Source organism: Pseudomonas sp. NPDC087342 (assembly GCF_044744265.1).
GTDB lineage: Bacteria > Pseudomonadota > Gammaproteobacteria > Pseudomonadales > Pseudomonadaceae > Aquipseudomonas > Aquipseudomonas nunensis.
The window spans coordinates 77,629-100,674 of sequence record NZ_JBIUXZ010000014.1 but is presented as its reverse complement, the minus strand read 5'-3'; the positions used below and the strand labels follow the sequence as shown (position 1 = coordinate 100,674).

Annotated in this window: 29 protein-coding genes; 12 read left to right on the top strand and 17 right to left on the bottom strand. The window is 59.9% G+C overall.

The annotated features are described in order from the left end of the window. Window positions 1-120: 120 nt before the first annotated feature. The 3 genes from ACIOYV_RS23215 to ACIOYV_RS23205 all read left to right on the top strand — a co-directional run bounded on the left by ACIOYV_RS23215 (window position 121) and on the right by ACIOYV_RS23205 (window position 2,982). Window positions 121-1,035: an urea transporter gene (locus ACIOYV_RS23215; protein ID WP_401327348.1), complete on the top strand. Its 915-nt coding sequence runs from the start codon at window positions 121-123 to the stop codon at window positions 1,033-1,035. A 21-nt stretch (window positions 1,036-1,056) separates the two neighbouring features. After that, window positions 1,057-1,881, top strand: coding sequence for an ion transporter (locus tag ACIOYV_RS23210; protein WP_290027513.1), 825 nt, complete (start codon window positions 1,057-1,059; stop codon window positions 1,879-1,881). Between the two features lie 105 nt (window positions 1,882-1,986). Next, window positions 1,987-2,982, top strand: coding sequence for a sulfate ABC transporter substrate-binding protein (locus ACIOYV_RS23205; protein ID WP_054049411.1), 996 nt, complete (start codon window positions 1,987-1,989; stop codon window positions 2,980-2,982). Window positions 2,983-3,177: 195 nt separating this feature from the next. Here ACIOYV_RS23205 and ACIOYV_RS23200 read toward each other — a convergent pair whose 3' ends face one another. Continuing rightward, window positions 3,178-3,807 (bottom strand): hypothetical protein, encoded by a 630-nt coding sequence (locus ACIOYV_RS23200; protein WP_401327344.1) that lies wholly within the window; start codon window positions 3,805-3,807, stop codon window positions 3,178-3,180. 235 nt (window positions 3,808-4,042) lie between these two features. On the opposite strand from ACIOYV_RS23200, the gene ACIOYV_RS23195 reads away from it, so the two are divergent. Together ACIOYV_RS23195 and ACIOYV_RS23190 are read left to right on the top strand one after the other, a co-directional pair. Next, on the top strand, window positions 4,043-5,248 hold the full coding sequence (locus ACIOYV_RS23195; protein ID WP_401327341.1) for an MFS transporter: 1,206 nt from the start codon (window positions 4,043-4,045) through the stop codon (window positions 5,246-5,248). 30 nt (window positions 5,249-5,278) lie between these two features. Next, the gene (locus ACIOYV_RS23190; protein ID WP_401327338.1) at window positions 5,279-6,118 is read left to right on the top strand and encodes a hypothetical protein; all 840 of its coding nucleotides are present in this window, start codon (window positions 5,279-5,281) and stop codon (window positions 6,116-6,118) included. Between the two features lie 59 nt (window positions 6,119-6,177). Here the strand turns inward: ACIOYV_RS23190 and ACIOYV_RS23185 are convergent, their stop codons facing one another. After that, entirely contained in the window at window positions 6,178-6,582 is a 405-nt protein-coding gene (locus ACIOYV_RS23185; RefSeq protein WP_401327335.1) for a type II toxin-antitoxin system HicB family antitoxin, read from the bottom strand. Further along, the gene (locus ACIOYV_RS23180) at window positions 6,582-6,794 is read right to left on the bottom strand and encodes a type II toxin-antitoxin system HicA family toxin (protein WP_163909086.1); all 213 of its coding nucleotides are present in this window, start codon (window positions 6,792-6,794) and stop codon (window positions 6,582-6,584) included. Before ACIOYV_RS23180 ends, ACIOYV_RS23185 begins: the two co-directional genes overlap by 1 nt. Before the next feature lie 222 nt (window positions 6,795-7,016). Between ACIOYV_RS23180 and ACIOYV_RS23175 the strand changes: the two genes are divergently transcribed. The 5 genes from ACIOYV_RS23175 (at window position 7,017) to ACIOYV_RS23155 (ending at window position 10,612) form a co-directional block, all read left to right on the top strand. Next, the gene (locus ACIOYV_RS23175) at window positions 7,017-7,673 is read left to right on the top strand and encodes a peroxiredoxin-like family protein (RefSeq protein ID WP_401327333.1); all 657 of its coding nucleotides are present in this window, start codon (window positions 7,017-7,019) and stop codon (window positions 7,671-7,673) included. A gap of 48 nt (window positions 7,674-7,721) precedes the next feature. Then, window positions 7,722-8,441: an SDR family oxidoreductase gene (locus ACIOYV_RS23170; protein ID WP_265044131.1), complete on the top strand. Its 720-nt coding sequence runs from the start codon at window positions 7,722-7,724 to the stop codon at window positions 8,439-8,441. A 159-nt stretch (window positions 8,442-8,600) separates the two neighbouring features. Further along, a complete protein-coding gene (locus ACIOYV_RS23165) occupies window positions 8,601-9,488 on the top strand; it encodes a LysR family transcriptional regulator (protein ID WP_401327330.1) in 888 nt (295 codons plus the stop codon). Between the two features lie 84 nt (window positions 9,489-9,572). Continuing rightward, a complete protein-coding gene (locus ACIOYV_RS23160) occupies window positions 9,573-10,040 on the top strand; it encodes a helix-turn-helix domain-containing protein (protein ID WP_401327327.1) in 468 nt (155 codons plus the stop codon). After that, window positions 10,037-10,612, top strand: coding sequence for a PIN domain-containing protein (locus ACIOYV_RS23155; protein ID WP_265044129.1), 576 nt, complete (start codon window positions 10,037-10,039; stop codon window positions 10,610-10,612). Before ACIOYV_RS23160 ends, ACIOYV_RS23155 begins: the two co-directional genes overlap by 4 nt. A gap of 69 nt (window positions 10,613-10,681) precedes the next feature. On the opposite strand, the gene ACIOYV_RS23150 is transcribed toward ACIOYV_RS23155, so the two are convergent. From ACIOYV_RS23150 to ccmA, 10 genes are all read right to left on the bottom strand, one after another. Beyond that, window positions 10,682-11,086, bottom strand: a complete 405-nt coding sequence (locus ACIOYV_RS23150; protein ID WP_265044128.1) for a hypothetical protein — start codon at window positions 11,084-11,086, stop codon at window positions 10,682-10,684. Between the two features lie 14 nt (window positions 11,087-11,100). Continuing rightward, window positions 11,101-12,300: a c-type cytochrome biogenesis protein CcmI gene (gene ccmI, locus ACIOYV_RS23145; RefSeq protein ID WP_401327323.1), complete on the bottom strand. Its 1,200-nt coding sequence runs from the start codon at window positions 12,298-12,300 to the stop codon at window positions 11,101-11,103. After that, window positions 12,297-12,767, bottom strand: a complete 471-nt coding sequence (locus ACIOYV_RS23140) for a cytochrome c-type biogenesis protein (protein ID WP_054049393.1) — start codon at window positions 12,765-12,767, stop codon at window positions 12,297-12,299. Before ACIOYV_RS23140 ends, ccmI begins: the two co-directional genes overlap by 4 nt. Further along, window positions 12,764-13,300: a DsbE family thiol:disulfide interchange protein gene (locus ACIOYV_RS23135; RefSeq protein WP_401327320.1), complete on the bottom strand. Its 537-nt coding sequence runs from the start codon at window positions 13,298-13,300 to the stop codon at window positions 12,764-12,766. Before ACIOYV_RS23135 ends, ACIOYV_RS23140 begins: the two co-directional genes overlap by 4 nt. Beyond that, entirely contained in the window at window positions 13,297-15,285 is a 1,989-nt protein-coding gene (locus ACIOYV_RS23130) for a heme lyase CcmF/NrfE family subunit (protein ID WP_054049389.1), read from the bottom strand. The genes ACIOYV_RS23135 and ACIOYV_RS23130 overlap by 4 nt, the downstream gene beginning before the upstream one ends. Before the next feature lie 2 nt (window positions 15,286-15,287). Beyond that, window positions 15,288-15,743 (bottom strand): cytochrome c maturation protein CcmE, encoded by a 456-nt coding sequence (gene ccmE, locus ACIOYV_RS23125; RefSeq protein ID WP_401327317.1) that lies wholly within the window; start codon window positions 15,741-15,743, stop codon window positions 15,288-15,290. Further along, window positions 15,740-15,916 carry a heme exporter protein CcmD gene (gene ccmD / locus ACIOYV_RS23120; protein ID WP_027922383.1) on the bottom strand — a complete coding sequence of 59 codons (177 nt, stop codon included), beginning with the start codon at window positions 15,914-15,916 and terminating at the stop codon, window positions 15,740-15,742. The genes ccmE and ccmD overlap by 4 nt, the downstream gene beginning before the upstream one ends. Further along, window positions 15,913-16,668 carry a heme ABC transporter permease gene (locus ACIOYV_RS23115; protein ID WP_054049385.1) on the bottom strand — a complete coding sequence of 252 codons (756 nt, stop codon included), beginning with the start codon at window positions 16,666-16,668 and terminating at the stop codon, window positions 15,913-15,915. The genes ccmD and ACIOYV_RS23115 overlap by 4 nt, the downstream gene beginning before the upstream one ends. A gap of 76 nt (window positions 16,669-16,744) precedes the next feature. Then, entirely contained in the window at window positions 16,745-17,413 is a 669-nt protein-coding gene (gene ccmB, locus ACIOYV_RS23110) for a heme exporter protein CcmB (RefSeq protein WP_007980754.1), read from the bottom strand. Beyond that, window positions 17,410-18,045 carry a cytochrome c biogenesis heme-transporting ATPase CcmA gene (gene ccmA, locus ACIOYV_RS23105; RefSeq protein WP_401327312.1) on the bottom strand — a complete coding sequence of 212 codons (636 nt, stop codon included), beginning with the start codon at window positions 18,043-18,045 and terminating at the stop codon, window positions 17,410-17,412. The genes ccmB and ccmA overlap by 4 nt, the downstream gene beginning before the upstream one ends. 211 nt (window positions 18,046-18,256) lie before the next feature. Between ccmA and ACIOYV_RS23100 the strand changes: the two genes are divergently transcribed. Continuing rightward, entirely contained in the window at window positions 18,257-19,822 is a 1,566-nt protein-coding gene (locus ACIOYV_RS23100; RefSeq protein WP_401327310.1) for a flagellar hook-length control protein FliK, read from the top strand. Next, entirely contained in the window at window positions 19,819-20,148 is a 330-nt protein-coding gene (locus ACIOYV_RS23095) for an EscU/YscU/HrcU family type III secretion system export apparatus switch protein (protein WP_054049380.1), read from the top strand. The genes ACIOYV_RS23100 and ACIOYV_RS23095 overlap by 4 nt, the downstream gene beginning before the upstream one ends. A gap of 116 nt (window positions 20,149-20,264) precedes the next feature. Here ACIOYV_RS23095 and ACIOYV_RS23090 read toward each other — a convergent pair whose 3' ends face one another. The 4 genes from ACIOYV_RS23090 to ACIOYV_RS23075 all read right to left on the bottom strand — a co-directional run bounded on the left by ACIOYV_RS23090 (window position 20,265) and on the right by ACIOYV_RS23075 (window position 23,026). Continuing rightward, window positions 20,265-20,657 (bottom strand): DUF2802 domain-containing protein, encoded by a 393-nt coding sequence (locus tag ACIOYV_RS23090; RefSeq protein ID WP_163909077.1) that lies wholly within the window; start codon window positions 20,655-20,657, stop codon window positions 20,265-20,267. After that, complete coding sequence (locus ACIOYV_RS23085) at window positions 20,658-21,143, bottom strand: chemotaxis protein CheW (protein WP_008155806.1); 486 nt, start codon at window positions 21,141-21,143, stop codon at window positions 20,658-20,660. It lies immediately after the preceding gene. 88 nt (window positions 21,144-21,231) lie between these two features. After that, window positions 21,232-22,119 (bottom strand): CheW domain-containing protein, encoded by an 888-nt coding sequence (locus tag ACIOYV_RS23080; RefSeq protein ID WP_401327305.1) that lies wholly within the window; start codon window positions 22,117-22,119, stop codon window positions 21,232-21,234. 118 nt (window positions 22,120-22,237) lie between these two features. After that, complete coding sequence (locus ACIOYV_RS23075; protein ID WP_054049373.1) at window positions 22,238-23,026, bottom strand: ParA family protein; 789 nt, start codon at window positions 23,024-23,026, stop codon at window positions 22,238-22,240. Between the last annotated feature and the right edge of the window lie 20 nt (window positions 23,027-23,046).

Here is a 23,046-nt window from a genome sequence, read left to right as displayed (position 1 = left end):
CAAGCCTCGCTCCTACAGATTTTGTGTCGGCCGTGATGATTGGGAACGACTCAAACCTGTAGGAGCGAGGCTTGCCCGCGAAGAACGATGACGCGGTCCACCTGACAAACAAAAAATAAAATGCCTGCCAACCACTTCAACACCCACTGCCCCGACTGGGCCACTGCCCTGTTCAACGGTTTCAGTCAGATCTTCCTCCAGCGCCATCCGCTGTTTGGCCTGCTGTGCCTGTTGGCGATTCTTTTTACCGCGCCGGCGCTGCTCGGCGGTGCGCTGCTGGGCGGGGTCGCCGGGTTGCTCACCGCGCAACGTCGCGGCTATGCCAAGGCTGATCGACAGGCAGGGCTGTTCAGCTATAACGGTGTCTTGCTTGGCCTGCTGCTGAGCCTGTATTTCCCGTGGTCCGCCCTGTTGCCTTTGATGATCATCGCCTGCGGCGGCCTGAGCGCGATGCTGACTCAGCAGTGGCTCAAACGCGCGCGGCTCAGCCAATATTTGCCGGCCTACACCACACCCTTCGTGGGGATGAGCTGGTTGCTGCTGTGCTTCGCCACACCGTCGACCACGGCGCATCTGATCGAAATCAACACGCTTAACATGCTCGCGGCGCCCCTCAAAGGCCTTGGCCAGGTGATGTTCCTGGGACATCCACTGGCCGGTGCGATGATTGCCGCCGGTTTGCTGATCGCTGATCGCCGCGCTTTCTGCTGGGCGTTGTTCGCGTCCGTCGCAGGCATGGGCTGGAGCCTGCTGCACCACGATTTTTACAGCGCATTGCTGGGGCTCGGCAGCTATAACGCCGTACTCGCCGCCCTCGCCTTCAGCTCGCAGCGCCAGAAGTCATGGCTGCCGTTGCTCGGCATTGCGGCGGCGCTGTTGCTGACGCCGGTGTTTGCCGCCATCGGTCTGCCCACGCTGACCGCGCCGTTCATCCTCGCCTGCTGGCTGGTCCGTGCCGCCACTCAAAAGCTCGGCAACGCCACAGTCGTCCGTGAGCCTTGCGCTCCTGGGGAGAATCAACCTAGGCTTCGCTGATTCTCGGTTCAGGCGGTATCCATGGACAGCAGCAAAAACTGGCGTGAAGAGCTTTACGTCATGGTTTTCCAAAGCGACACCAAGGCGGGGCGTCGCTTCGACGGCATCCTGCTGTTGATCATCCTCGCCAGCATCATCATCGTGATGCTCGACAGCATCGACTCGATCCACAAGAACTACGCCAACGTGCTGGCGTACATCGAGTGGGGCTTCACGGTCATCTTCGCCATCGAATACGGCCTGCGCCTGTACTGCTCGCCCAAGCCGTTGCGCTATGCGTTCAGCTTTTACGGGCTGGTGGATTTGCTCGCCATCGTGCCCGGCATCCTCGCGCTGTATTACGCCGATGCGCAGTACCTGCTGATTATCCGGATCATCCGGATGCTGCGGATTTTCCGCGTGCTCAAGCTCAGCCCGTACCTCAAGCAAGCCAACTATCTGATGTCGGCGCTGCGCGGCAGCAAGCAGAAGATCGTGGTGTTCCTGGTCAGCGTCTGCACCCTGGTGACGGTGTTCGGCACCTTGATGTACGTGATCGAAGGTCCGGAACACGGTTTCACCAGCATTCCCAAAGGCATCTATTGGGCTATCGTGACGTTGACCACGGTGGGCTTCGGCGACATCGTGCCGAAGACGCCGTTGGGCCAGGTCATTTCGTCGTTGGTGATGATCACCGGTTACTCGATCATCGCTGTGCCAACGGGGATTTTCACCGCCGAACTGGCCAACGCCATGCGCGGCGAACAACTGCAACACGACTGCCCGGTGTGCAAGAAAAACAGTCACGAGCATGGGGCGGCATTTTGCTCGCGGTGTGGCAATGCGTTGTTTAAGAAACTGGAATAAGCAAAGTGCTTTTTAATCTTTAAAGGACTATGCGAGCCCGGCTATAGTCGCTGGCAAATTGCCTCACTTTTAATAAAAACACTTATTTCGAACAAGGAATGCGCAGTGAAAAAACTCTTTGGCGCCTCACTTCTGGCCGCTGGCCTGGCACTGACCAGCGTGGCTCAGGCCGCACCGACCCTGCTTAACGTTTCCTACGACGTGATGCGAGATTTCTACAAGGACTACAACACTGCGTTCCAGAAACACTGGCAAGCCGAGCACAACGAAAACATCACCCTGCAGATGTCCTTCGGCGGCTCCAGCAAACAAGCGCGTTCGGTGATCGACGGCCTGCCGGCTGACGTCATCACCATGAACATGGCCACCGACATCAACGCCCTGGCGGACAACGGCAAACTGGTCCCGGACAACTGGGTCACTCGCCTGCCGAACAACAGCGCGCCGTTCACCTCGGCCACAGTGTTCATCGTGCGCAAAGGCAACCCGAAAGCCCTGAAAGACTGGCCCGACCTGCTCAAGGACGGCGTGCAAGTGATTGTGCCTAACCCGAAAACTTCGGGTAATGGCCGCTACACTTACCTCTCGGCCTGGGGCTACGTGCTGAAGAACGGCGGCGACGAAAACAAGGCCAAGGCCTTCGTCGGCAAACTGTTCAAACAAGCGCCTGTGCTGGACACCGGCGGCCGCGCAGCCACCACAACTTTCATGACCAACCAGATCGGCGACGTGCTGGTAACCTTCGAAAACGAAGCGGAGATGATTGCCCGCGAGTTTGGTCGCGATCAGTTTGAAGTGATCTACCCGAGTGTTTCGGCTGAAGCCGAGCCGCCAGTGTCTGTCGTCGATAAAGTCGTCGACAAAAAAGGCACCCGCGCCGCTGCTGATGAATATCTGAAGTACCTGTGGTCGCCGGAGGGTCAGGAAATTGCTGCGGCAAACTACCTGCGTCCGCGTGATCCAGCGGTGTTGGCCAAGTACACCGATCGTTTCCCGAAAGTTGATTTTCTCTCGGTAGAAAAGACCTTTGGTGACTGGCGCACCGTGCAGAAGACCCACTTCAATGATGGCGGGGTTTTTGATCAGATTTATGCGCAGTAACAGCTGAGCAGCCATGAAAAAGGCGACCTGCAGAGGTCGCCTTTTTTGTGCCCGAACAACAGATTTGTATTCACTGGAGATCCCCTGTGGGAGCGGGCTTGCTCGCGAAGAGGACGTGTCAGTCGACATTAATGTTGCCTGACACACAGCCTTCGCGAGCAAGCCCGCTCCCACAGGGGGATTGTGACTCGGCGTTTACATCGGCGGCGTCACGCCATCCTTGCCTGCCGAAATCGACTGCGCCGTCAGCGTTCCATCCGCGCTCTGGGTCACGAACGTCACGATCTTCACCCCGACCTTCAGCAAGCTGCGATCCCCCGGCATCAGGTTGACGATCGGCACATCTTCCGGCACCAGAATCTTCTGCTGGCCACCCTTGTAGTTGACGGTCAATGTGCGGCCATTGCTGACCACCAGATCACCGACGCTGCCATTGGTCATACTGCTGCCCTTAGCCAGATCAAAGGGCCGATGGCCGTCGCCGCTACCGGCCAGTTCCGGCGGGAAGACGTGGACTTCCAGCGCCTTGAGGGTGCCGTCATCCTGGGGAATGGCCGCCGAGCCGATGTAGCTGCCAGGCTTGATGTCTTCGATATTGGCCAGGGTGACCGCGCGGACCTTGGTGTCGTTGGTCAGCTTGATGACCACGTTCTCGCCGCTGTTGGCGTGGACTTTCAAGCTGTCGGCGCTGACGCCGGTGATCTCGCCGCGCACGCCGATGCGCATGCCCGGTGCTTCGGCGGCCTGGGCGGCGCCCGCCGTGAACAAACCGATCAAGGTAACCACTGACGCACCGCGAATCAGGTGACGAAACATCGCATTCATGGAAGTGCCTTCCTGTTATGAAACGTGAAGAGAGAACATAAGCACGCTATCGAACAAGATGTAAGTGAATGTATCATCAGACCTCAATGTTTTGACGCCAGGCTCACCGGTGGACATCACGCGCGTCCGTCACTCATTCCGCAATGGAATGATTACTATCACTCCAACCTCTCTTCCGCCGTTCCAGTCAGCCAATTAGCCTGCGCGCATCCTCTTTTGCTCAGCGAGACACGTTATGAACCCAGCGACCCAGGTGCCCCACGGCGCCACAACAATGACCAAAGGCATGGTGCTGCTGTTTGCCTTCTGCTGTGGCGCCATCGTTGCCAACATCTACTACGCCCAGCCGATCATTGGTTTGATTGCGCCGGACATCGGCCTGACCAGCACCATGGCCAGTTTCATCGTGTCGCTGACCCAGATTGGGTATGCGCTGGGCCTGTTTTTCCTGGTGCCGCTGGGTGACCTGCTGGAAAATCGCAAGCTGATGATCATCACCACGCTGGTCGCGATTGCCAGCCTGCTGGGTGCGGCGTTTACCGATCAGCCGAATGTGTTTCTGTTGATCTCCTTGCTGGTGGGTTTCAGTTCGGTGTCGGTGCAGATCCTCATTCCTTTGGCCGCACATCTGGCGCCGGAAGAATCTCGCGGCCGCGTGGTCGGCGGGATCATGGGCGGTTTGCTGCTGGGGATTCTGCTGGCGCGGCCGGTATCCAGCGTGGTGGCGGACCACTTCGGCTGGCGCGCAATGTTCATCATCGCGGCGGCGTTGATGGCGGCGATCAGCATCGTGCTCGCGTTGACGATTCCCAAGCGCCAGCCTGATCACAATGCTTCATACGGCCAGTTGCTCGGTTCCCTGTGGACCTTGCTGCGCCAACAACCGGTGTTGCGTCAGCGGGCGTTCTACCAGGGTTGCATGTTCGCCACGTTCAGCCTGTTCTGGACCGCCGTGCCACTGGAACTCGCACGCAATCATGGCCTGAGCCAAACCCAGATCGCGATCTTCGCCCTGGTCGGCGCCATCGGTGCCATCGCCGCGCCGATTGCCGGACGCCTGGCCGATGCCGGCCACACCCGCATCGCCTCACTGCTGGCCCTGGTGTTCGCCAGCCTGAGCTTCCTGCCCGCATTCATCCACCCGCTCTACAGCGTCATCGGCCTGGCCGTCACCGGCGTGGTCCTCGACTTCTGCGTACAGATGAACATGGTCCTCGGCCAACGCGCGGTCTACGCCCTCGACGCCAAAAGCCGCAGCCGTCTGAACGCGCTCTACATGACCAGCATCTTCATCGGCGGCGCGTTCGGCTCCTCGGTGGCCAGTGCGGTGTACGAGCATGGCGGCTGGTTGTGGATAGTGATTGTGGGTAGCGCGTTTCCGTTGTTGGCGTTGTTGCGGTTTTTGAGTGTTTCGCGCGTCGCAGAGCCCGTGCCGGCCTGATCGAGACCGCTATCGACGCAGCGGGCGTGGATGTTTATCCTCACGCCCGCTCAGGTGCCTGTAATCATCCAGGCACACATGGAGTTGCCGTCGAACAGCGCAGTCAAGGAAGATTTCCCCCTCATGTCTTCAAAAAACCCTGAGCGTCTGCGACGCCAGCGCAAGGCGTTGCGCGATAAAGAACGCAAAGCCAACCCTCCTCCCGTGGCTGAAACAGACTTCACGCAAGTTATCGCCGAACTGAAGGAAGAACAACGAACCCGGTACGAGAGTCGTTTTGCCACCAACTTTGTGGTGTGGACGTTGGCAGTGGTGTTCTACGCCATCGTCATGCTGGTGATGTTCTACAACCCGGGAATCTGGCTTGGCAATCAGAGCTGGGCCTGGAAGATTGGCAAATACTTTCTGCCGATGATGACCTGGCCTTATCTGCTGAACTTGTTGTTTTCCAGAGTGGGGGTGGTGCGCGCCTGGGGCCTGTCCGTTCTCGCCAGTTGCATATGGTGGTTCGGCTGCCTGTTTCTGCAGTTCGGCGAGAAGGCGGTGGTGATGTACAACGAAGCGTCGCCACCGCAGACCGTTACAGCGTGCATGGACTCCATCAGGAGAACCTATTCCTTCGAATTTATGAGCACCCGGCAAAGGAACAAGCCACCCCCGGGAATCGCCTACACAACCTTTCGCCTCAGCCCACAAAACAGCAGCATCAGCCCGTTCACCAGTGCAGACACACGGGGACATGTTGACGAGTCCTACACCGGCGAAGTTGAAATAGCCCTGAGTCAAAGTGCACTGGGAACGTCGATCAGGGAGCTGATCAGCCACCATGGCATGACTGACCTTTGCAGACCTCCCGATCAAGCGCGATGACACGTTGATCGCTCACGGGCATGCCCTTCGCCGGCTTGCCCGTGAACGTGTTGTTTCATTCAATGCCGAACCAATTTTTCCATCGCCGCATCCGCCAAAAAGGAGGAGCGGCTTTTGACGTTATGCTCCCGTACATAGCGGTCAATACGCTGGATGACATAACCGGGCAGCGTCACATTGACCTTCTCGGTCTTGCCCATGTAAGGCGCAATGTCCAGTTCCAGCATTCCCCAGCCCATATCAGCAAACTCGGGATTGCCACGGTGTGCGGCCGCTGAAGTCGGCATAGGAATCGGCTCTCCGTCAGCCGCCATTTCCTGCAGCATTATGTGAGCAACCTCGATTGCAGCGTTATAGGCGTCTTCAAACGTATCCCCGGCAGTGACAGCGCCCGGAATATCGGGGATCTGAATACCGATGGCGGTGTTCTCGTCGCCCCACTCGATACAGATGGGATATTGCATTATGGATCTCCTGTGTAACTGGCAGGCGGGCAATACAGCCCGGCTCGCCTCCTGATGCTTTTAACCGTCCCGATCGGTAAATCCTTTTTCGGGTGCGGGACGGGGATCGTGTATGGGTTGTAACGGTGAGTGAAGATGTGATGACTGCCGGTGACCCGGTCCAGTGTCCAGCCCGCCTCCTCCAGCTCCTTGATCAATAGCCTGCTTTGCACCACCAGCCTCCTTGCTCCGGCCTAACAAAAGTAACTCTAGAGTTATCTTTATTCAAGCATGAAAACTGGAAGCACGACGTTCGGTTGTTTTACAGAGTGTGATTCGAGACACGACATTCCCCCAAAGAATGAATCCTATGCCCCTCACCCACGTTCCCCGCCCCCCCGCCCAAGGTCACCATTGATCCCAGCCAACCGGCTTCCTCTTCAAGGATTACGATCATGACCCTGCAAGCAAAGCTCGATGCGTTCAAAGCCGATTTCAAGGCCGGTAAACCGCCCTACAACGCTCCGGCTGAAATCCACCCGATCATGGAGCGCGCCACCGCTGAGTTGATTGCGTCCGGCGCGGCGGGCAAAGCCCTGAAGGTCGGGGATAAGGCGCCGTTGTTTACGCTCAAGGACCCCGACGGCAACCCTGTGTCCTCCGCCGATCTGCTGGCCAAGGGTCCGTTGGTGCTGACGTTCTATCGCGGTGTCTGGTGCCCGTATTGCAACATGGAGCTGCAAGCCTTGCAGGCGTTCCTGCCGACGTTGCAGGAAGCTGGGGCGAACCTGGTGGCGATCTCGCCGCAGATCGCCGCCAACAGCCGCAAATCGGTGCGCACCAACGGGTTGGAGTTCCCGATCCTGAGCGACACTCACAACGATGTGGCGCAGGCTTTCGGTCTGCGTTTCGCGTTGCCCGATTACCTGGTCGAGTTGTACAAGAATCTGCGCAACGACTTGCCCACCTTCAACGATGACCCGTCCTGGACCCTGCCGATGCCGGCGCGTTATGTCATCGGTCGGGATGGCGTGATCCGTTACGCCGAGGTCAACCCGGATTACACTCAGCGGCCAGAGCCTGAAGCGATGCTGGATGCGCTTCGCGGCTGAACCGATCAAGTGCCGCGTTACCCGCGGCACATCCTGATAGGAGTTGTCATGACCCGACGTACATTTCTCATCACCGGCGCCAGCAAAGGTATTGGTCGTGCCGTGGCCGAGCACTTGGACCGTGCCGGTCATCGCGTGGTCGGGATTGCCCGGACACCCGACCTGTCGTTTCCCGGCACGCTGTTTCCACTCGACCTGAGCGACCGGACGCTGACCCGGGAAGTATTGGCCGATCTGGCCAGCCAGTACGAGTTCGATGGGCTGGTGAACAACGTCGGCCTGGTCCGACCGCAGGTGTTGGGGGAAATCGACCTCGACACCTTTGACGATGTGATGCGGGTCAACCTGCACTCGGCCCTGCAAGCAACCCAAACGCTGCTGCCGAACATGCGCGCCAAAGGCTGGGGCCGAGTGGTGAACATTTCCAGCCTGACGGTGCTCGGGATCACCCAGCGCACGGCGTATGCGGCGGCGAAAGCGGCGCTGGTCAGCTTCACCCGATCCTGGGCGCTGGAACTGGCGCAAACCGGGATCACGGTCAACGCCGTGGCACCCGGCCCGACGGAGACGGAGCTGTTCCGCGAGAACAATCCGATCGGCAGCGAAGGTGAAGCACGTTATCTGGCTAGCGTACCGATGGGTCGGTTAGGGCAACCGGAAGAAATCGCTTCGGCGATTGCCTTTCTGTTGTCCGAGCAAAGCGGGTTTATTACCGGGCAGACGTTGTTTGTCGATGGTGGTGCTTCGGTAGGCAAAGCGGCGTTTTGATGGTTTTTTTCAGATCACATAAATCCCCTGTGGGAGCGAGCCTGCTCGCGAAAGCGGTCTGACAGCCGCCATAGATGTTGAATGACATGTCGCCTTCGCGAGCAGGCTCGCTCCCACATTAGATTTATGACAGTCACCACATTTGCACAAGGACTCAAGATGGACCGCCTCGGCGCAATGGAAACCTTCGTCTACGTGGTGGAAACCGGTTCGTTTTCCGCGGCGGCCCGGCGTCTGAATATCGGCCAGCCCGCCGTGTCGAAAACCATCGCGCAACTGGAAACCCGTCTCGCCGTGCGATTGCTGTTGCGCTCGACCCGTGGCCTGACCCCCACCGAAGCCGGGCTGGCTTTCTTTGACCGGGCCAAACGCGCCATCGAAGAAGCCGACGAGGCCGACAACGCCGCTCGCGGTGCCGCCAGCGGGCTGACCGGCAACTTGCGGATCTGTGCCGCCGTGACCTTCGGCCGGTTGCACATCGTCCCGCACCTGGGGCCGTTTCTCGAACAGAACCCTGAACTGAACATCGACCTGATGCTCAATGACCGCAATATCAATCTGGTGGAAGAAGGCGTCGATGTGGCCCTGCGCATGGGCGCTTTGAGCGACTCCGGCCTCACCGCCCGCAAGATCGCCGAGTGCCGGCGCGTGGTGCTGGGCACACCGCAGTATTTCGAAAAACACGGCAAACCGGCCTGCCCTGCCGATCTGACTAAACATCAAGCCGTTGTTTACAGTTTGGGCGGCGGCGCGAATTGGCCCTTCAAGCAAGGCGACGAAGAACACCCGGTGATCATCAGCGGCCGCATCCGCGTCAACGCCGCCGAAGGCCTGCGTGAATCAGTGCTGGCTCATCTGGGGCTGACCATGGCGTCCGAGTGGATGTTTGCGCCGGAACTCGCCAGTGGTGCAGTCGTGGAAGTGATGAGCGATTGGGAGTTGCCGAATCAGGACCTGTGGGCGGTGTTTCCGACGGGAAGGATGGCCAGTGCGAAGGCGCGGGCGTTTGTGGATTACGTTCAGGGGTTACTGGCGAAAGAGTCTTAAACACGCTTAAGTTTCGTTTATTGCGATTTTCGTTTGATTCGAATAGCCTTCCCAACATCGATACTCAGAATGTTGGAAACCATCATGTCTTTAGTCATCCATCCACCGGTCAATCTGCCCATAGCCCGCGAAGTTCAAGCTGCCATCGAAGGCCAGCGTGCGCTCTCTGCGTATCTCGCGACGCAATTCGAAACCCAACGCATCCAGATTTTCGACGAACAAAATGAAGCTCACAACGTCGAGCTACCGACTTCAGCCCTGCGATTGCTGGTCGACATCCTGGCCGCATTAGCAGAAGGCAATGCCGTCAAAGTCGTCCCGGTTCACGCGGAATTGACCACCCAGGAAGCAGCAGACCTGCTCAACGTCTCACGTCCGCACCTCATCAAACTGCTGGAGTCCGGCGAGTTGTCCTACCACAAAACAGGCAAGCACCGACGTGTGCGCTTTGCCGATTTGATGGATTATAAAAACCGGCGCGACACCGCCAGCGAGCAAGCAATGACGCTTCTCGCCGAGCAAGCACAAGCGTTAAGGACAGGATACGAGTGAGGCACTCCCCGTTTACCGCTGTATATGACGCATGTGTTTTGTACCCTGCCCCTTTGAGAGACTTCCTGATGTGGCTCGCGCTCTCGGGACGTTTCAGGGCGCGATGGTCACTGGAGATACACAACGAATGGAAGCGCAATCTGTTGAAGAACCGTCCAGACCTGACCACGGAACAACTGGATCGAACCTCCGAGTTAATGGATCAAGCCATCCCCGACGCCAATGTCTCTGGATACGAAGACCTGATTGAAGGACTAACGCTGCCGGACATGAATGACCGCCATGTCCTGGCAGCCGCCATTCGCTGCAATGCCAGCGTCATCGTGACCTTCAACCAGAAAGACTTCCCCTGCACATCGCTGGAGCCTTTTGGAGTGGAGGCGCAGCACCCTGACGAGTTCGTCGACAACCTCTTTGATCTGGACCCGGCAGCCGTTGTCGGTGCTGCCCAACGGCAACGCAAACAACTGAAAATGCCGCCGATGGATGTCAGTACCTATCTCGACCTTCTGTCACGACAAGGCTTGGTTCGGTCAGTCGAGACGCTGACCACCTACCGCACCATTCTTTGATGTCCCAGTGCGCTGGATCTTTTCGTATTTCAGACAGTAAAACGGCGATCCGAAGATCGCCGTTCTTATTCATTCCCCGAACTGTCTGCCCAACCCACCCGGCACGCCGTGGATGTCGGTGTCTTCCCACGGGCCGTTCGGGCTGATGGAGCGGCTCCAGCCGTTGTTCCAGCGGTAGTAGGTGCGCTGACGGTAGAAGGTGTTGGGTTGGTCGTCGAGGACGTAGACGCCCATCTTCGCATCCCAATGGCTGTTGCCACCCGGTGGCGGGGCGAAGCTGGCGGAGGTGCGAGGCAGCGGTTTGGCGGGTTTGGCCGGGATACTTGGCTTGCTCGGCGTTGGCGTCGGTGACGGCGTCGGGCTGGGTTGCGACGGCGGGATCGGCGGCAGGGTTTGTTGCGGTGGCCGTTGGACCGCACAAGCGCTTAACCCCAGGACGAGACTGAGCAGGGTGATACGAGCGATGGCGGTCATGTGGGCGCTTCCTGTTATTTATCCGGGCTGTCGATGGTCAGTTGCTGCTGCGCGGTGGTGCTGCTGGCCAGGGGCTGGCTGCGACCGATCCATTCGCCGGCAGTCGGTTGGCCGGCGCGGGAGATGCGCGCAACCAGTTGGACTTCAGGGAAGTTCGACAGTTTCAACTGCGGCATCATTGCATCGGCATCGCCCAGTTCGACGGTGGCCGGCAGGTCAGCCACGGTCAGGCGTTTGGCCGCCAATGGCGCCGGAGGACCGGAGGTGGCGCGGGCGAAGATGAACACGCTGTCGCCCGGTTGCACCTTGGCTTTCAGGTCGGCCGCAAGGTCCACACGCACCTTGAGCAACGCGCCTTTGACGGCCGGCGCCTGGACAACTTTGCCGCCGCTGGCTTCGAGCTTCTCGGTGGCCCGGGCGATCCCGCCTTGCAGTGCGCCACGGGAATTGTCGTCCGGCGGCAGTTGCGCCAGCAGGCGATTCCAGTAGTCGATGGCGTCCTGATAGCGCTGGGCTTCAAACGCGGCGATGCCAAGCAGGCCAAGGCTGGTGACTTCTTTCGGATCGGCTTTCAGCGCTTCGTCGGTCAGGGCCTGGATCTTGTCCGACCACTTCTTGCCATCGGCGAAGTACTGGGCCTGAGCCCACTGGCCGAGCAGTTCCGGTTGGCGACCGGCAAGGTTCACCGTGCGCTCGAAAATCTTCGCTGCGTCAGCCGGACGATCCTGAGCCATGTACGTGCGACCGAGGAAGTACAAGCCTTCCGCCGAGTCTGGCTGAGCCGCAACCGCACGCTCCAGGCGATGGGTCATTTCTTCCATCGACTGCGGTGCCTGGGAGAATTCCCGGGTCAGTTCGACTTTATCGCTGGCACCGAAATGCAGGTACAGCCCAAGGCCCAACACCGGCACCAGGATCGCGGCCAGCAACGGCAACGATTTACCGAGGCGAGACACGCGCGGCGCGGCAACGCCTTCGGTGTCGGCCAACAACTCACGCGCCGCTTCGGCACGACCGCTGTCCATTTGCGCGGCGTCGAGCACGCCCTCTTCCTGCTGAGTCTGCAACTCAGCCACGCGCTCTTGATACAGCGCGACGTTCAGGGCAGTACGATCCTCTTCGAGTTGAGCGCGACGAACGCGCAAAACCGGGATCAACAAAAAACTCAGGGCAACCAGAAGTAGCAGACCTGCAGCGAGCCAGAAATCAATCATTCTTGGTTTTTTTCCAACAGGTGGTCGAGGCGCTCACGCTCCTCGGCAGAAAGCGTGTCCGGGGTGTCAGCGCGTTGCACGCGACGACGGCGGACGATCACGGCGATAACCACGAAGCCGCCCAGCAACAGGCCGGCGGGGCCGAACCAGAGCAAGGCAGTCTTGGCGTTCAGAGCGGGTTTGTAACGGACGAAATCGCCGTAGCGATCGACCATGAAATCGATGATCTGCTGGTTGTCCTTGCCCTCGCCGAGCATGCGGAAAATCTCTTTGCGCAGGTCGGCGGCAATCGGTGCGTTGGAATCGGCAATGTCCTGATTCTGGCACTTGGGGCAGCGCAGCTCTTTGGTCAGCTCGCGGAAACGTTCGCGGTCGCCTTCTTTGGCGAATTCGTAGGTATCGATGGCCGCGTGCGCCACGCCGGCCATGCTCAAGCCCAATACAGCGGCGGCAATCCAGCGCTTCATGGCTTGGCCTCATCGACCAGCGCCTGATACTTGGCCGCCAGTTTTTCGCGCCAGACCTGTTCGTCGATCACGCCGACGTACTTGTCGCGGATGATGCCCTTGGCGTCGATGAAGAAGGTTTCCGGCGCGCCGTACACACCGAGGTTCAGGCCCAGGGTGCCTTCGTCGTCGCGGATATCCAGTTGATACGGGTTATGGAATTCGACCAGCCACTTCAAGGCGTCGACGTTGACGTCCTTGTAGTTGATGCCGTAGATCACCACGCCCTTCTCGGCCAGTTTGTTCAACACCGGGTGCTCGACCCGGCATGAAATGCACCAGGTGCCCCAGACGTTGACCAGCGCCGGTTTGCCGAGGATGTCGGCCTTGGTCAGGGTCTTGTCGCCCTGCACCGCTGGCAGGGAAAACTCCGGGAACGGCTTGCCGATCATCGCCGAAGGCAACTCGGCCGGGTCCAGGTACAACCCGCGATACAGGAAAACAGCCACCACCAGAAAAATCGCCAGTGGCAACAGCATCAACCAACGTTTCATGCAGTGGCTCCCGTCATGCCGAGCGCTTCACGCACGCGGCTTTTCACCTTGACTCGATAACGTCGATCCAGTGCCGCCAGCAACCCGCCGAAACCGGTGAGCAAGCCGCCGAACCAGATCCAGCGCACGAACGGTTTGACGTGCACGCGCACAGCCCAAGCGCCATCGCCCAGCGGTTCGCCGAGGGCGACGTAGATATCACGGGTGAAGCCGGCATCGATCCCGGCTTCGGTCATCACCGAGTTCTGCACGGTGTAGAGACGTTTTTCCGGGTGCAGCACGCTGACTTCCTTGCCGTCGCGGATGACCCGCACGGTGCCCTTGTCGGAGGTAAAGTTCGGCCCTTCGAAGTGCTTGGCGCCTTCGAAAATGAAGTGATAACCGGCCAGGTCCATGGACTCGCCCGGCGCCAGGCGCAAGTCACGCTCGGCACTGTTCTGGCTCGACAACACGACCCCGAGGGCGCACACGGCGATGCCCAAATGCGCAACCTGCATGCCCCAATAGCTGCGGGTCAGGCTCGGCAGGCCTTTGATCAAACCTTTGTGGCGAGTCTTGTCGAGGATGTCGCGCACGCCAGCCAGCAATACCCACGCAGCGAGCATGAACGTCGCGATCACTGCCCAGTTGAAATCGCCGTAAGCGACGCCGGCCACCACGGCCAGCGCGGCGCTGCCGAGCAATACCGGGGTCAGCATGCCCACCAGCCATTTGACCGGCGTGTCTTTCCAGCGCACCAGCATGCCGACCGCCATCACCACCATCAACAACGCCATCAACGGAATGAACAGCGCATTGAAGTACGGCGGGCCGACCGACAACTTGGCGCCGGTCATCGCATCGAGGATCAGCGGATACAAGGTGCCGAGCAGGATCATCGACGCCGCCACCACCAGCACCAGGTTGTTACCCAGCAACAGGGTTTCCCGGGACCAGAGGTTGAAGCCGACATGGCTCTTGACCACTGGCGCGCGCAGAGCGAACAGCGTCAGCGAACCACCGACCACAAACAGCAGGAAGATCAGGATGAACACACCGCGCTCAGGATCGGAGGCAAACGCATGCACCGAGGTCAGTACACCGGAACGCACCAGGAAGGTCCCGAGCAGGCTCAACGAGAACGCCGCGATGGCCAGCAACACGGTCCAGCTCTTGAACACGCCACGTTTTTCCGTGACCGCCAAGGAGTGAATCAACGCCGTACCGACCAGCCAAGGCATGAAGGACGCGTTTTCCACCGGATCCCAGAACCACCAGCCGCCCCAGCCGAGTTCGTAATAGGCCCACCACGAACCGAGCGTGATGCCGATACCGAGGAAGGCCCAGGCGACGATGGTCCACGGACGCGACCAGCGTGCCCACGCCGCATCAAGTCGACCGCCGAGCAGCGCGGCGATGGCGAAGGCGAAAGCCACGGAGAAACCGACATAACCCATGTACAGCATCGGCGGGTGCACGATCAGACCGATGTCTTGCAGCAATGGATTGAGGTCGCGACCGTCCGCCGGGATCTGCGGCAGGATCCGCGCGAACGGGTTCGAGGTCAGGATCAGGAACATCAGGAAGCCGGTACTGATCATGCCCATCACCGCGAGTACGCGGGCGAGCATGACTTGCGGCAACTGCCGGGAGAACACCGACACCGCGAAGGTCCAGCCACCGAGGATCAAGGCCCACAGCAGCAACGAACCTTCGTGGGCGCCCCACACGGCGCTGAACTTGTAGTACCACGGCAATGCGCTGTTGGAGTTGCTGGCCACATAGGCAACCGAGAAATCGTCGGTCATGAAAGCGTAAGTCAGGCAACCGAAGGCGAATACCAGGAAAGCGAACTGACCCCAGGCCGCCGGTTGCGCCAGGCTCATCCACAAGCGGTCGCCACGCCAGGCGCCCATTAGCGGGACCACGGCCTGAACCAGCGCGAAACACAGCGCGAGGATCATGGCCAACTGGCCCAATTCGGGAATAAACAGTGCAGAGGTCATCATCAACCCTCCTTGGCTTGGGTAGGCGCCGACTGACCGCTGTCTTTCAGGGCCTTGGTCACTTCGGGCGGCATGTATTTCTCGTCGTGCTTGGCCAGCACTTCGTCGGCCACCACCACGCCGTCAGCGTTGAGTTTGCCCAGGGCGACAATGCCCTGCCCTTCGCGGAACAGGTCCGGGAGGATGCCGCGATAGGTGATGGTCACGGATTTGTTGAAGTCGGTGACGATGAATTTCACGTCCAAGGAATCACCGGAGCGTTGCAGCGAGCCCTTCTCGACCATGCCGCCGGCGCGGATGCGCGTGTCTTGCGGGGCTTCGCCGTTGGCGATCTGGGTCGGGGTGTAAAACAGATTGATGTTCTGCTGCAGGGCGCTCAGGGCCAGGCCGACGGCGGCGCCGACACCGACCAGGATCGCGAGAATGATGATAAGACGCTTTTTGCGCAGCGGATTCACTTGCCGTTCTCCCGGCGCAAACGACGCGCCTCTTGTTGCAGATACCGCTTGCGGGCCAGGATCGGCGCCGCCACGTTGAGGACCAGCACTGCCAGGCAGATGCCGTAGGCTGACCAGACATAAAGGGCATGATGGCCCATGGCGAGGAAGTCGCCGAATGAAGCAAAACTCATCGAACGGCCTCCAGACTGTTCTGCACTTCAGCTTTCACCCAGCTCGCCCGGGCTTCGCGCTTGAGCACTTCAAGGCGCATGCGCAGCAACAGCACCGCGCCGAAGAAACAGTAGAAACCCAGCACCGTCAGCAACAGCGGCAGCCACATCTCGGCGGGCATCGCCGGTTTTTCAGTGAGGGTGAACGTCGCGCCCTGGTGCAGGGTGTTCCACCACTCCACCGAGTATTTGATGATCGGGATGTTGATCACGCCAACAATCGCCAGCACCGCGCAGGCCTTGGCCGCACTGTCACGATTGCTGATGGCGTTGCCCAGCGCAATGAGACCGAAGTACAGGAACAGCAGAATAAGCATGGACGTAAGTCGCGCATCCCACACCCACCACGAGCCCCAGGTCGGTTTGCCCCAGATCGCGCCAGTGACCAGCGCCACGGCGGTCATCCAGGCGCCGATCGGGGCCGCGCATTGCAGGGCGACGTCGGCCAGTTTCATCTTCCACACCAGCCCGACCACGCCGCACACCGCCAGCATCACGTAGCAGGACTGGGCCAGCATGGCGGCCGGAACGTGGATATAGATGATGCGAAAGCTGTTGCCTTGCTGGTAGTCCGGTGGCGCAAAGGCCAGGCCCCAGACCACGCCGACGCTAATCAGCAGCAACGCCGCGACGCTCAGCCACGGCAGCAGTTTGCCACTGATGCCATAAAACCATTTGGGCGAGCCGAGCTTATGAAACCAGGTCCAGTTCATTACTGTTTCCATCACGGGTGCTCTTCGCTATTGAAGAGCCAAGGGTCTTTACTGGTTAAATTTTAACCAGACCTCATTATTCGCCGACGCTGATCTTCAGGCCAGCAGCTATTGCAAAAGGTGTCAGGGTTATCGCCAGGGCGGTCAGGCTACCAAGCCACAAGAGATAACCGGTCGCCGGCATGCCTTGGAGTGCGGCCTGCAAGGCGCCACTGCCAAGAATCAACACCGGGATGTACAGCGGCAGAATCAGCAGCGCCAACAACAGGCCACCACGCTTCAATCCGACCGTCAGGGCCGCGCCCACCGCACCGAGCAGGCTCAGCACCGGTGTACCCAGCAATAACGAAAGCAGCAACACCGGCAGACAAGCGGCAGGCAAACCGAGCATCAACGCCAGCAGTGGAGCGAGCAAAACCAGTGCCAGACCGGAGAAGGCCCAGTGTGCCAGTACCTTGGCCAAAACCAGAAGAGCCAGGGGGTGCGGCGAAAGGACCCACTGTTCAAGGGATCCATCTTCGAAATCACTGCGGAAGAGCCCGTCCAGCGAGAGCAGGACCGATAAAAGTGCCGCCACCCAGACCAATCCCGGAGACAAGGTTTGCAACAATTGAGACTCGGGTCCGACCGCCAACGGGAACAACGACACCACGATGGCGAAGAATACCAGCGGATTGGCCAGCTCTGCCGGACGGCGAAACAACAAGCGAGCCTCACGGGCGACCAACAGGCCGAAAACACTCATACGGCCCAGTTCCCCAGATCAATGTCGCGATAGCCGGCCGGCATCCGGCTCAGTGTGTGGTGAGTGGTCAAAATCACCATGCCGCCGCGCTCGCAGTGGCCGGCCAGGTGTTCTTCGAGTTGCGCCACGCCCTGCTTATCGAGCGCGGTGAAAGGTTCGTCGAGGATCCACAGCGGTGGACTGTCGAGGTAAAGACGCGCCAGGGCCACGCGGCGTTGCTGGCCGGCGGACAAGGTGTGGCAAGGCACATCCTCGAAACCACGCAGCCCGACAGCGGCCAGGGCTTGCCAGATCGCTTCGTGGCTCGCCGGCTGGTGCAAGGCGCAGAGCCAGCTAAGGTTTTCTTCCGGGGTCAGCAAATCCTTGATCCCGGCGGCATGCCCGATCCACAGCAGGTTGCGCGCCAGTTCGCTGCGTTGCTCGTTCAGCGGCTGACCATTGAGCAACACGTGACCGGCGGTCGGTTGCATCAGCCCGGACAACAAGCGCAATAAACTGGTCTTGCCGCTGCCATTCGGCCCGCTGATCTGCACCATTTCGCCACTGGACAGTCTCAATTCGAGATTTTCGAAGAGCAGCCGAAGGTCTCGCTCACAGGCGAGGTCGACGGTTTGAAGGACTGGACTGGTCAAGAGATCACTGGGCCTTTACGTTTCAGGTCGGCGGTTCAAGTCGGCAGTGGCGCGGCCGCTAAAGAGATGCAGCATAGATGCATTGGCGGCCGGTTTTAGAGAGCTGCGTCAAAACAATTGCAATGTTTTCACCGCTCTCTCAAAGACGGGCGGCATTATACATGCCATGCCTTACTCTAAAGAGCGCATTTTCCGAAGGTTGTGACCGCGTATGACAGGCGAAATGAACATCCTCCCGGTCCCCCAGACCACACCGACGGCCACGCGCCCGATGGTGGTCAGTGGCGACCTACTCAAGCTGCTGACGCCGATGGAGGGCCTGATCAGTGCCGGCCAGACGGCCAGCGCCGAGGTGCTGTCGCTGAAGCAGGCGGATCAGACTTTTCAACTGTTGCTCAAGGTCACCGTCGATGGCGGCCGCCAGACCACGGTGCAGGCCACCAGTACGCAACCGCTGCCCACCGGCACCAACCTGGCGATTACCCAGCCGTCCGCCAGCAACCTGGCGATTACGGTGCAACAGGCGATTGCCTCCAGCGTTGCCACCCTCACCCGCATCGATACCGCGCAACTGCCGGTCGGCACGTTGCTGCAAGGCAAAGTACTGACTTCACAGGTATTGCCGCAGACGCCGGGGCAACCGACCGTTTTTCGTTCAATGGTGAGCCTGCTCAACACCGCGCTGAGCGGCAGCACCTTGACCATCGACAGTCCGCAACCGCTGCGCATCGGCACGTTGTTGAGCGCCCTGGTGCAGGACACGCAGACGTTGAAATTCCTGCCGCTGAGCAATCGCCAGGACCAGTTGGCGGTCTCGCAGCAACTGACCACCCAGCAAAGCCGCCAGGGTTCGCTGGACGGCTTGCTCAGCGCCTTGCAGAACCTGCCGCAGTCCGACGAAACCTCCGCCGACCTGCAAGCCGCCGTGAACAAATTGCTCGCCGGCCTGCCCGACGTGCAACAACTGAGCACACCGAAGGGCCTGGCCCTGGCGCTGGCCAACAGCGGTCTGTTCCTCGAAACGAAATTGCTGACCGGTCAGACCCCGACGCTGGCCCCGGACATGAAGGCCGACCTGCTCAAGCTGATCGCGCAACTGACGCCGCCCAACACCAACCTCGGCGCCGTCATCGCCGCCAACACCCTGGCCCAGGCGATGCCGAGTTTTGTACGTAGCGCGTTGGGCATGCTCGGTCAGGTCAGCGCCAAACCGTCCCCCACCAGTTTTCCGCTGCCCGACCGGCTGTTGCAGAGCCAGGACGGTGAAGGCGATCTGGAGCATTTATTGCGCCTCGCCGCTGCGGCGGTTTCGCGCCTGCAAAGCCATCAATTGTCGAGCCTGGAACAAACCGGCGTCACCGACGATGGCCGGTTGATGAGCACTTGGCAGCTGGAAATCCCGATGCGTAACCTGCAAGACATCGTGCCGTTGCAGGTCAAGTTCCAGCGCGAAGAAGCCCCGGAAAAGCAACCGCAAAACGAACGCCGCGAAGAGCGCGAACCGAAACAGCAACTGTGGCGGGTCGAGTTGGCGTTCGACATGGAGCCGCTTGGCCCGCTGCAAGTTCAGGCGCAGTTGATCCAGGGCAGTCTGTCCAGTCAGCTATGGGCTGAGCGGCCGTACACCGCGAGCCTGATCGAAAGCAATCTGTCAGCCCTGCGCGAGCGCTTGTTGGCATCCGGCCTGAACGTCGGCGATCTGGATTGCCACCTCGGCACACCTCCCCAAGGCGCGCAAACCCGCCTCGAACAACGCTGGGTCGACGAAACCGCATGAGAAACCCCAACGCCCCACGCCAGGCCATCGCCCTCAAATACGACGGCAGCCACGCCCCGACCCTCACGGCCAAGGGCGACGAAGAACTGGCTGAAGCCATTCTGAAGATTGCCCGTGAATGCGAAGTACCGATCTACGAAAACCCCGAGCTGGTAAGGCTGCTGGCGAAGATGGAGTTGGGGGACAGTATTCCGGAAGAGTTGTACCGCACGATTGCGGAGATTATTGCGTTTGCGTGGAACCTGAAGGGCAAGTTTCCTGAGGGACAGGATCCGAATGCGCCAATGGTCGAGAAGGATATTACTGATCGCGGGGATGATTATTGATGTGTGTTGAATGCAAAAGATCGCAGCCTCGTTTTACTCGACAGCTCCTACATTGGGATTGCGTACACCCTGTAGGAGCTGTCGAGTAAAACGAGGCTGCGATCTTTTGATCTTTCTCAGTTCTTGTGCAACTTACGCATCAACTCAGCCTCAGCCTGGGTCAACCCGCAAGACTGAGTCAGTTCATCAACGGTGGCGCCCATGCCCACCAATCGCGCCGCCTGGGCAAACGACAGGCTCGACGGGTCGCGTTGTTCCAGCTGCGCCAGTTTTTCCGGCAACGGCGAAACCACTGCGCGCAGTTCGTGCAGGTCTTCACCCATGCGCACATTGCCGCTCTGGTAATTGTCGACGCGTTTGGCCAGGTCCTTGATGCGCTGATCGCGCAGCGCATCACCCTCGGCCTGTTGCGCCGCGATCAGTCGCTGACCGCGGATGTACGCCAGGAACATCGCCAGCGTGCCTGCCCAAAACAGGAACAGGACAATGACAGCAACCTCAAGAATCAATCAGATGTTCTCCAGATCCGACCATTCTTCTTCGCTCATCATCTTGTCGAGTTCGACCAGGATGAGGAGTTCGTTGTTCTTGTTGCACACGCCCTGAATGAACTTGGCGGATTCTTCGTTACCGACGTTCGGCGCGGTCTCGATTTCCGACTGACGCAGGTAAACCACTTCGGCGACGCTATCGACCATGATCCCGACGACTTGTTTGTCGGCTTCGATGATGACGATACGGGTGTTGTCGCTGATCTCGGCGTTCATCAGGCCGAAGCGCTGACGGGTGTCGATCACGGTAACCACATTGCCGCGCAGGTTGATGATGCCCAGCACGTAGCTCGGGGCACCCGGGACCGGGGCGATTTCGGTGTAACGCAGGACTTCCTGAACGCGCATCACGTTGATGCCGTAGGTTTCATTGTCCAGTTTGAAGGTTACCCATTGCAGGATCGGATCTTCAGAACCTTTTGCATTCGTCGCTTGATTACTCATACCCTGACCCCTCGAAAAACCGCTTCTGGCGGTGTGTGTTCTGTTGGCGGCGTTCAACAACGCCGTCGCATACTTGTTATGTCGGCAGCTATGTCGGTTTGTGTAGCGGCTTGCTGCCGCCCATGTGCTTTGCCCCGCCGCTGGCGATCAACTCGGCCAGTGCGGAAACGTCCAGCAATGCACACATGTGCTCAATCACCGTGCCGGCGAGCCATGGCCGCTGACCTCGGTGACTTCTCCATTTGATTTCGTTCGGGTCCAGGCGCAACGAGCGGCTGACCTGATGCACCGCCAGCCCCCACTCGTAGCCCTGCACCGAAATAACGTATTGCAAGCCCTGGCGGAAGTCGTCGCGATAGCGATCCGGCATGACCCAGCGCGCGGTATCCAGCACTTTCAGGTTGCCGGCCTGGCTCGGCAGGATCCCGAGGAACCATTCCGGCTGACCGAACAGCGGCGTCAGCTCGTGGCCGGCCAGTGAATAAATCGAGCCCAGGCACACCAGCGGCACGGCCAGGGTCAGCCCGGCGACATCGAACAGCAGGCATTCGAATGGCTCGGCGGCCCAGGACGGACGACCATCGGTTTCCACCGGTGGCGGCGTGTTGCTCGGCGGCAAGTGGACTTCAACCACCGGCGGCACCAGGGCTTGCAACAGCGGCGCGATGGTCGAGACCGGCGCGAGGATCGGTGCCGGGGCTTCGATCACGGCGAGCGGTGCTTTCTCAACGACCGGCGCAACCACTGGCGCCGCAACGGCAGGCGCCGGGCGCGCATCACGCGCCTGTTCTTCGAGCAAGGCCAACTGGAACTCGTCCAGCGCGGCTTCGACCTCGACCGTTTCAACGACCTCGATGACTTGCGCCACCGCTTCGACTTCCAGCGGCAACTCTTCAGTCGCCTCCATCAACAGGTTGTCCAGATAAGACTGGAGCGCGAGTTGTGGACGCGAAGTGGTTTTTACCGGGCGATTCATGCGAACACCGCCCTTGTAGGAGCATGGCTTGCCCGCGAAGAACGATGACGCGGATTATTTGTTAAGACCGAGGTGTTGCCTTCGCGGGCAAGCCTCGCTCCTACGGGAATAGGGTTCATCAGGCCACCGCCGGGACAAGTTGTGCGGTCAGCAGATGCTTGAGCAGCGCGCGATAGGCGAGAACGCCGCGGCTCTTGCCGTCGAATTGAGAAGGCGTGACACCCGCCCGGCTCGCATCACGCAGGCGGGTATCCACCGGAATGTAGCCTTGCCAGATTTCTTCCGGGTACTTATCGCGCAACACACGCAAAGTCCCGAGGGACGCTTGAGTGCGGCGGTCGAACAACGTCGGGACGATAGTGAATGGCAGCGCCTGTTTGCGGGAACGGTTGATCATCGCCAGGGTGTTGACCATGCGTTCCAGGCCTTTGACGGCCAGGTGCTCGGTCTGCACCGGGATCACCAACTGCTGGCTCGCGGCCAGGGCGTTGACCATCAACAAGCCAAGCAGCGGCGGGCTGTCGATCACCGCGTAATCGAAGTCTTGCCACAATTGCGCCAGACTCTTGGCGATCACCAGGCCCAGGCCACTCTGGCCCGGCGACTGACGTTCAAGGGTCGCCAGTGCGGTGCTCGACGGCAGCAGGGAAATATTTTCGTGACTGGTGGGCATCAACAACTGGCCGGGCAAGCCCTGGGGCACGCTGCCCTTGTGCAGGAACAGGTCGTAGCTGCTGTGTTCCAGGCTGTCGGGGTCGTAGCCGAAATAGCTGGTCATCGAGCCGTGCGGGTCAAGGTCCACCATGACCACGCGCTTGCCCGCCTCGGCCAGTAACCCGGCTAAAGCGATAGAGGAAGTGGTTTTACCAACACCACCCTTTTGATTGGCAACTGCCCAGACTCTCATTCGGATTGTTCCTCCCGGTC

What these genes read in the sequence shown, in the direction of transcription:
- ACIOYV_RS23185 (WP_401327335.1), bottom strand. Translation starts at nt 6,582, where the DNA reads ATGCAATATCCCATCTGTATCGAGTGGGGCGACGAGAACACCGCCATC.
- ACIOYV_RS23135 (WP_401327320.1), bottom strand. Translation starts at nt 13,300, where the DNA reads ATGAAACGTTGGTTGATGCTGTTGCCACTGGCGATTTTTCTGGTGGTG.
- ACIOYV_RS23085 (WP_008155806.1), bottom strand. Translation starts at nt 21,143, where the DNA reads ATGAGTAATCAAGCGACGAATGCAAAAGGTTCTGAAGATCCGATCCTG.
- ACIOYV_RS23175 (WP_401327333.1), top strand. Translation starts at nt 7,017, where the DNA reads ATGACCCTGCAAGCAAAGCTCGATGCGTTCAAAGCCGATTTCAAGGCC.
- ACIOYV_RS23115 (WP_054049385.1), bottom strand. Translation starts at nt 16,668, where the DNA reads ATGAACTGGACCTGGTTTCATAAGCTCGGCTCGCCCAAATGGTTTTAT.
- ccmB (WP_007980754.1), bottom strand. Translation starts at nt 17,413, where the DNA reads ATGAGTGTTTTCGGCCTGTTGGTCGCCCGTGAGGCTCGCTTGTTGTTT.
- ACIOYV_RS23150 (WP_265044128.1), bottom strand. Translation starts at nt 11,086, where the DNA reads ATGACCGCCATCGCTCGTATCACCCTGCTCAGTCTCGTCCTGGGGTTA.
- ACIOYV_RS23200 (WP_401327344.1), bottom strand. Translation starts at nt 3,807, where the DNA reads ATGAATGCGATGTTTCGTCACCTGATTCGCGGTGCGTCAGTGGTTACC.
- ACIOYV_RS23140 (WP_054049393.1), bottom strand. Translation starts at nt 12,767, where the DNA reads ATGAAGCGCTGGATTGCCGCCGCTGTATTGGGCTTGAGCATGGCCGGC.
- ACIOYV_RS23215 (WP_401327348.1), top strand. Translation starts at nt 121, where the DNA reads ATGCCTGCCAACCACTTCAACACCCACTGCCCCGACTGGGCCACTGCC.
- ACIOYV_RS23160 (WP_401327327.1), top strand. Translation starts at nt 9,573, where the DNA reads ATGTCTTTAGTCATCCATCCACCGGTCAATCTGCCCATAGCCCGCGAA.
- ACIOYV_RS23095 (WP_054049380.1), top strand. Translation starts at nt 19,819, where the DNA reads ATGAGAAACCCCAACGCCCCACGCCAGGCCATCGCCCTCAAATACGAC.
- ACIOYV_RS23165 (WP_401327330.1), top strand. Translation starts at nt 8,601, where the DNA reads ATGGACCGCCTCGGCGCAATGGAAACCTTCGTCTACGTGGTGGAAACC.
- ACIOYV_RS23075 (WP_054049373.1), bottom strand. Translation starts at nt 23,026, where the DNA reads ATGAGAGTCTGGGCAGTTGCCAATCAAAAGGGTGGTGTTGGTAAAACC.
- ACIOYV_RS23190 (WP_401327338.1), top strand. Translation starts at nt 5,279, where the DNA reads ATGTTTATCCTCACGCCCGCTCAGGTGCCTGTAATCATCCAGGCACAC.
- ccmD (WP_027922383.1), bottom strand. Translation starts at nt 15,916, where the DNA reads ATGAGTTTTGCTTCATTCGGCGACTTCCTCGCCATGGGCCATCATGCC.
- ACIOYV_RS23080 (WP_401327305.1), bottom strand. Translation starts at nt 22,119, where the DNA reads ATGAATCGCCCGGTAAAAACCACTTCGCGTCCACAACTCGCGCTCCAG.
- ACIOYV_RS23130 (WP_054049389.1), bottom strand. Translation starts at nt 15,285, where the DNA reads ATGACCTCTGCACTGTTTATTCCCGAATTGGGCCAGTTGGCCATGATC.
- ACIOYV_RS23170 (WP_265044131.1), top strand. Translation starts at nt 7,722, where the DNA reads ATGACCCGACGTACATTTCTCATCACCGGCGCCAGCAAAGGTATTGGT.
- ACIOYV_RS23195 (WP_401327341.1), top strand. Translation starts at nt 4,043, where the DNA reads ATGAACCCAGCGACCCAGGTGCCCCACGGCGCCACAACAATGACCAAA.
- ACIOYV_RS23100 (WP_401327310.1), top strand. Translation starts at nt 18,257, where the DNA reads ATGACAGGCGAAATGAACATCCTCCCGGTCCCCCAGACCACACCGACG.
- ACIOYV_RS23210 (WP_290027513.1), top strand. Translation starts at nt 1,057, where the DNA reads ATGGACAGCAGCAAAAACTGGCGTGAAGAGCTTTACGTCATGGTTTTC.
- ccmI (WP_401327323.1), bottom strand. Translation starts at nt 12,300, where the DNA reads ATGATTGATTTCTGGCTCGCTGCAGGTCTGCTACTTCTGGTTGCCCTG.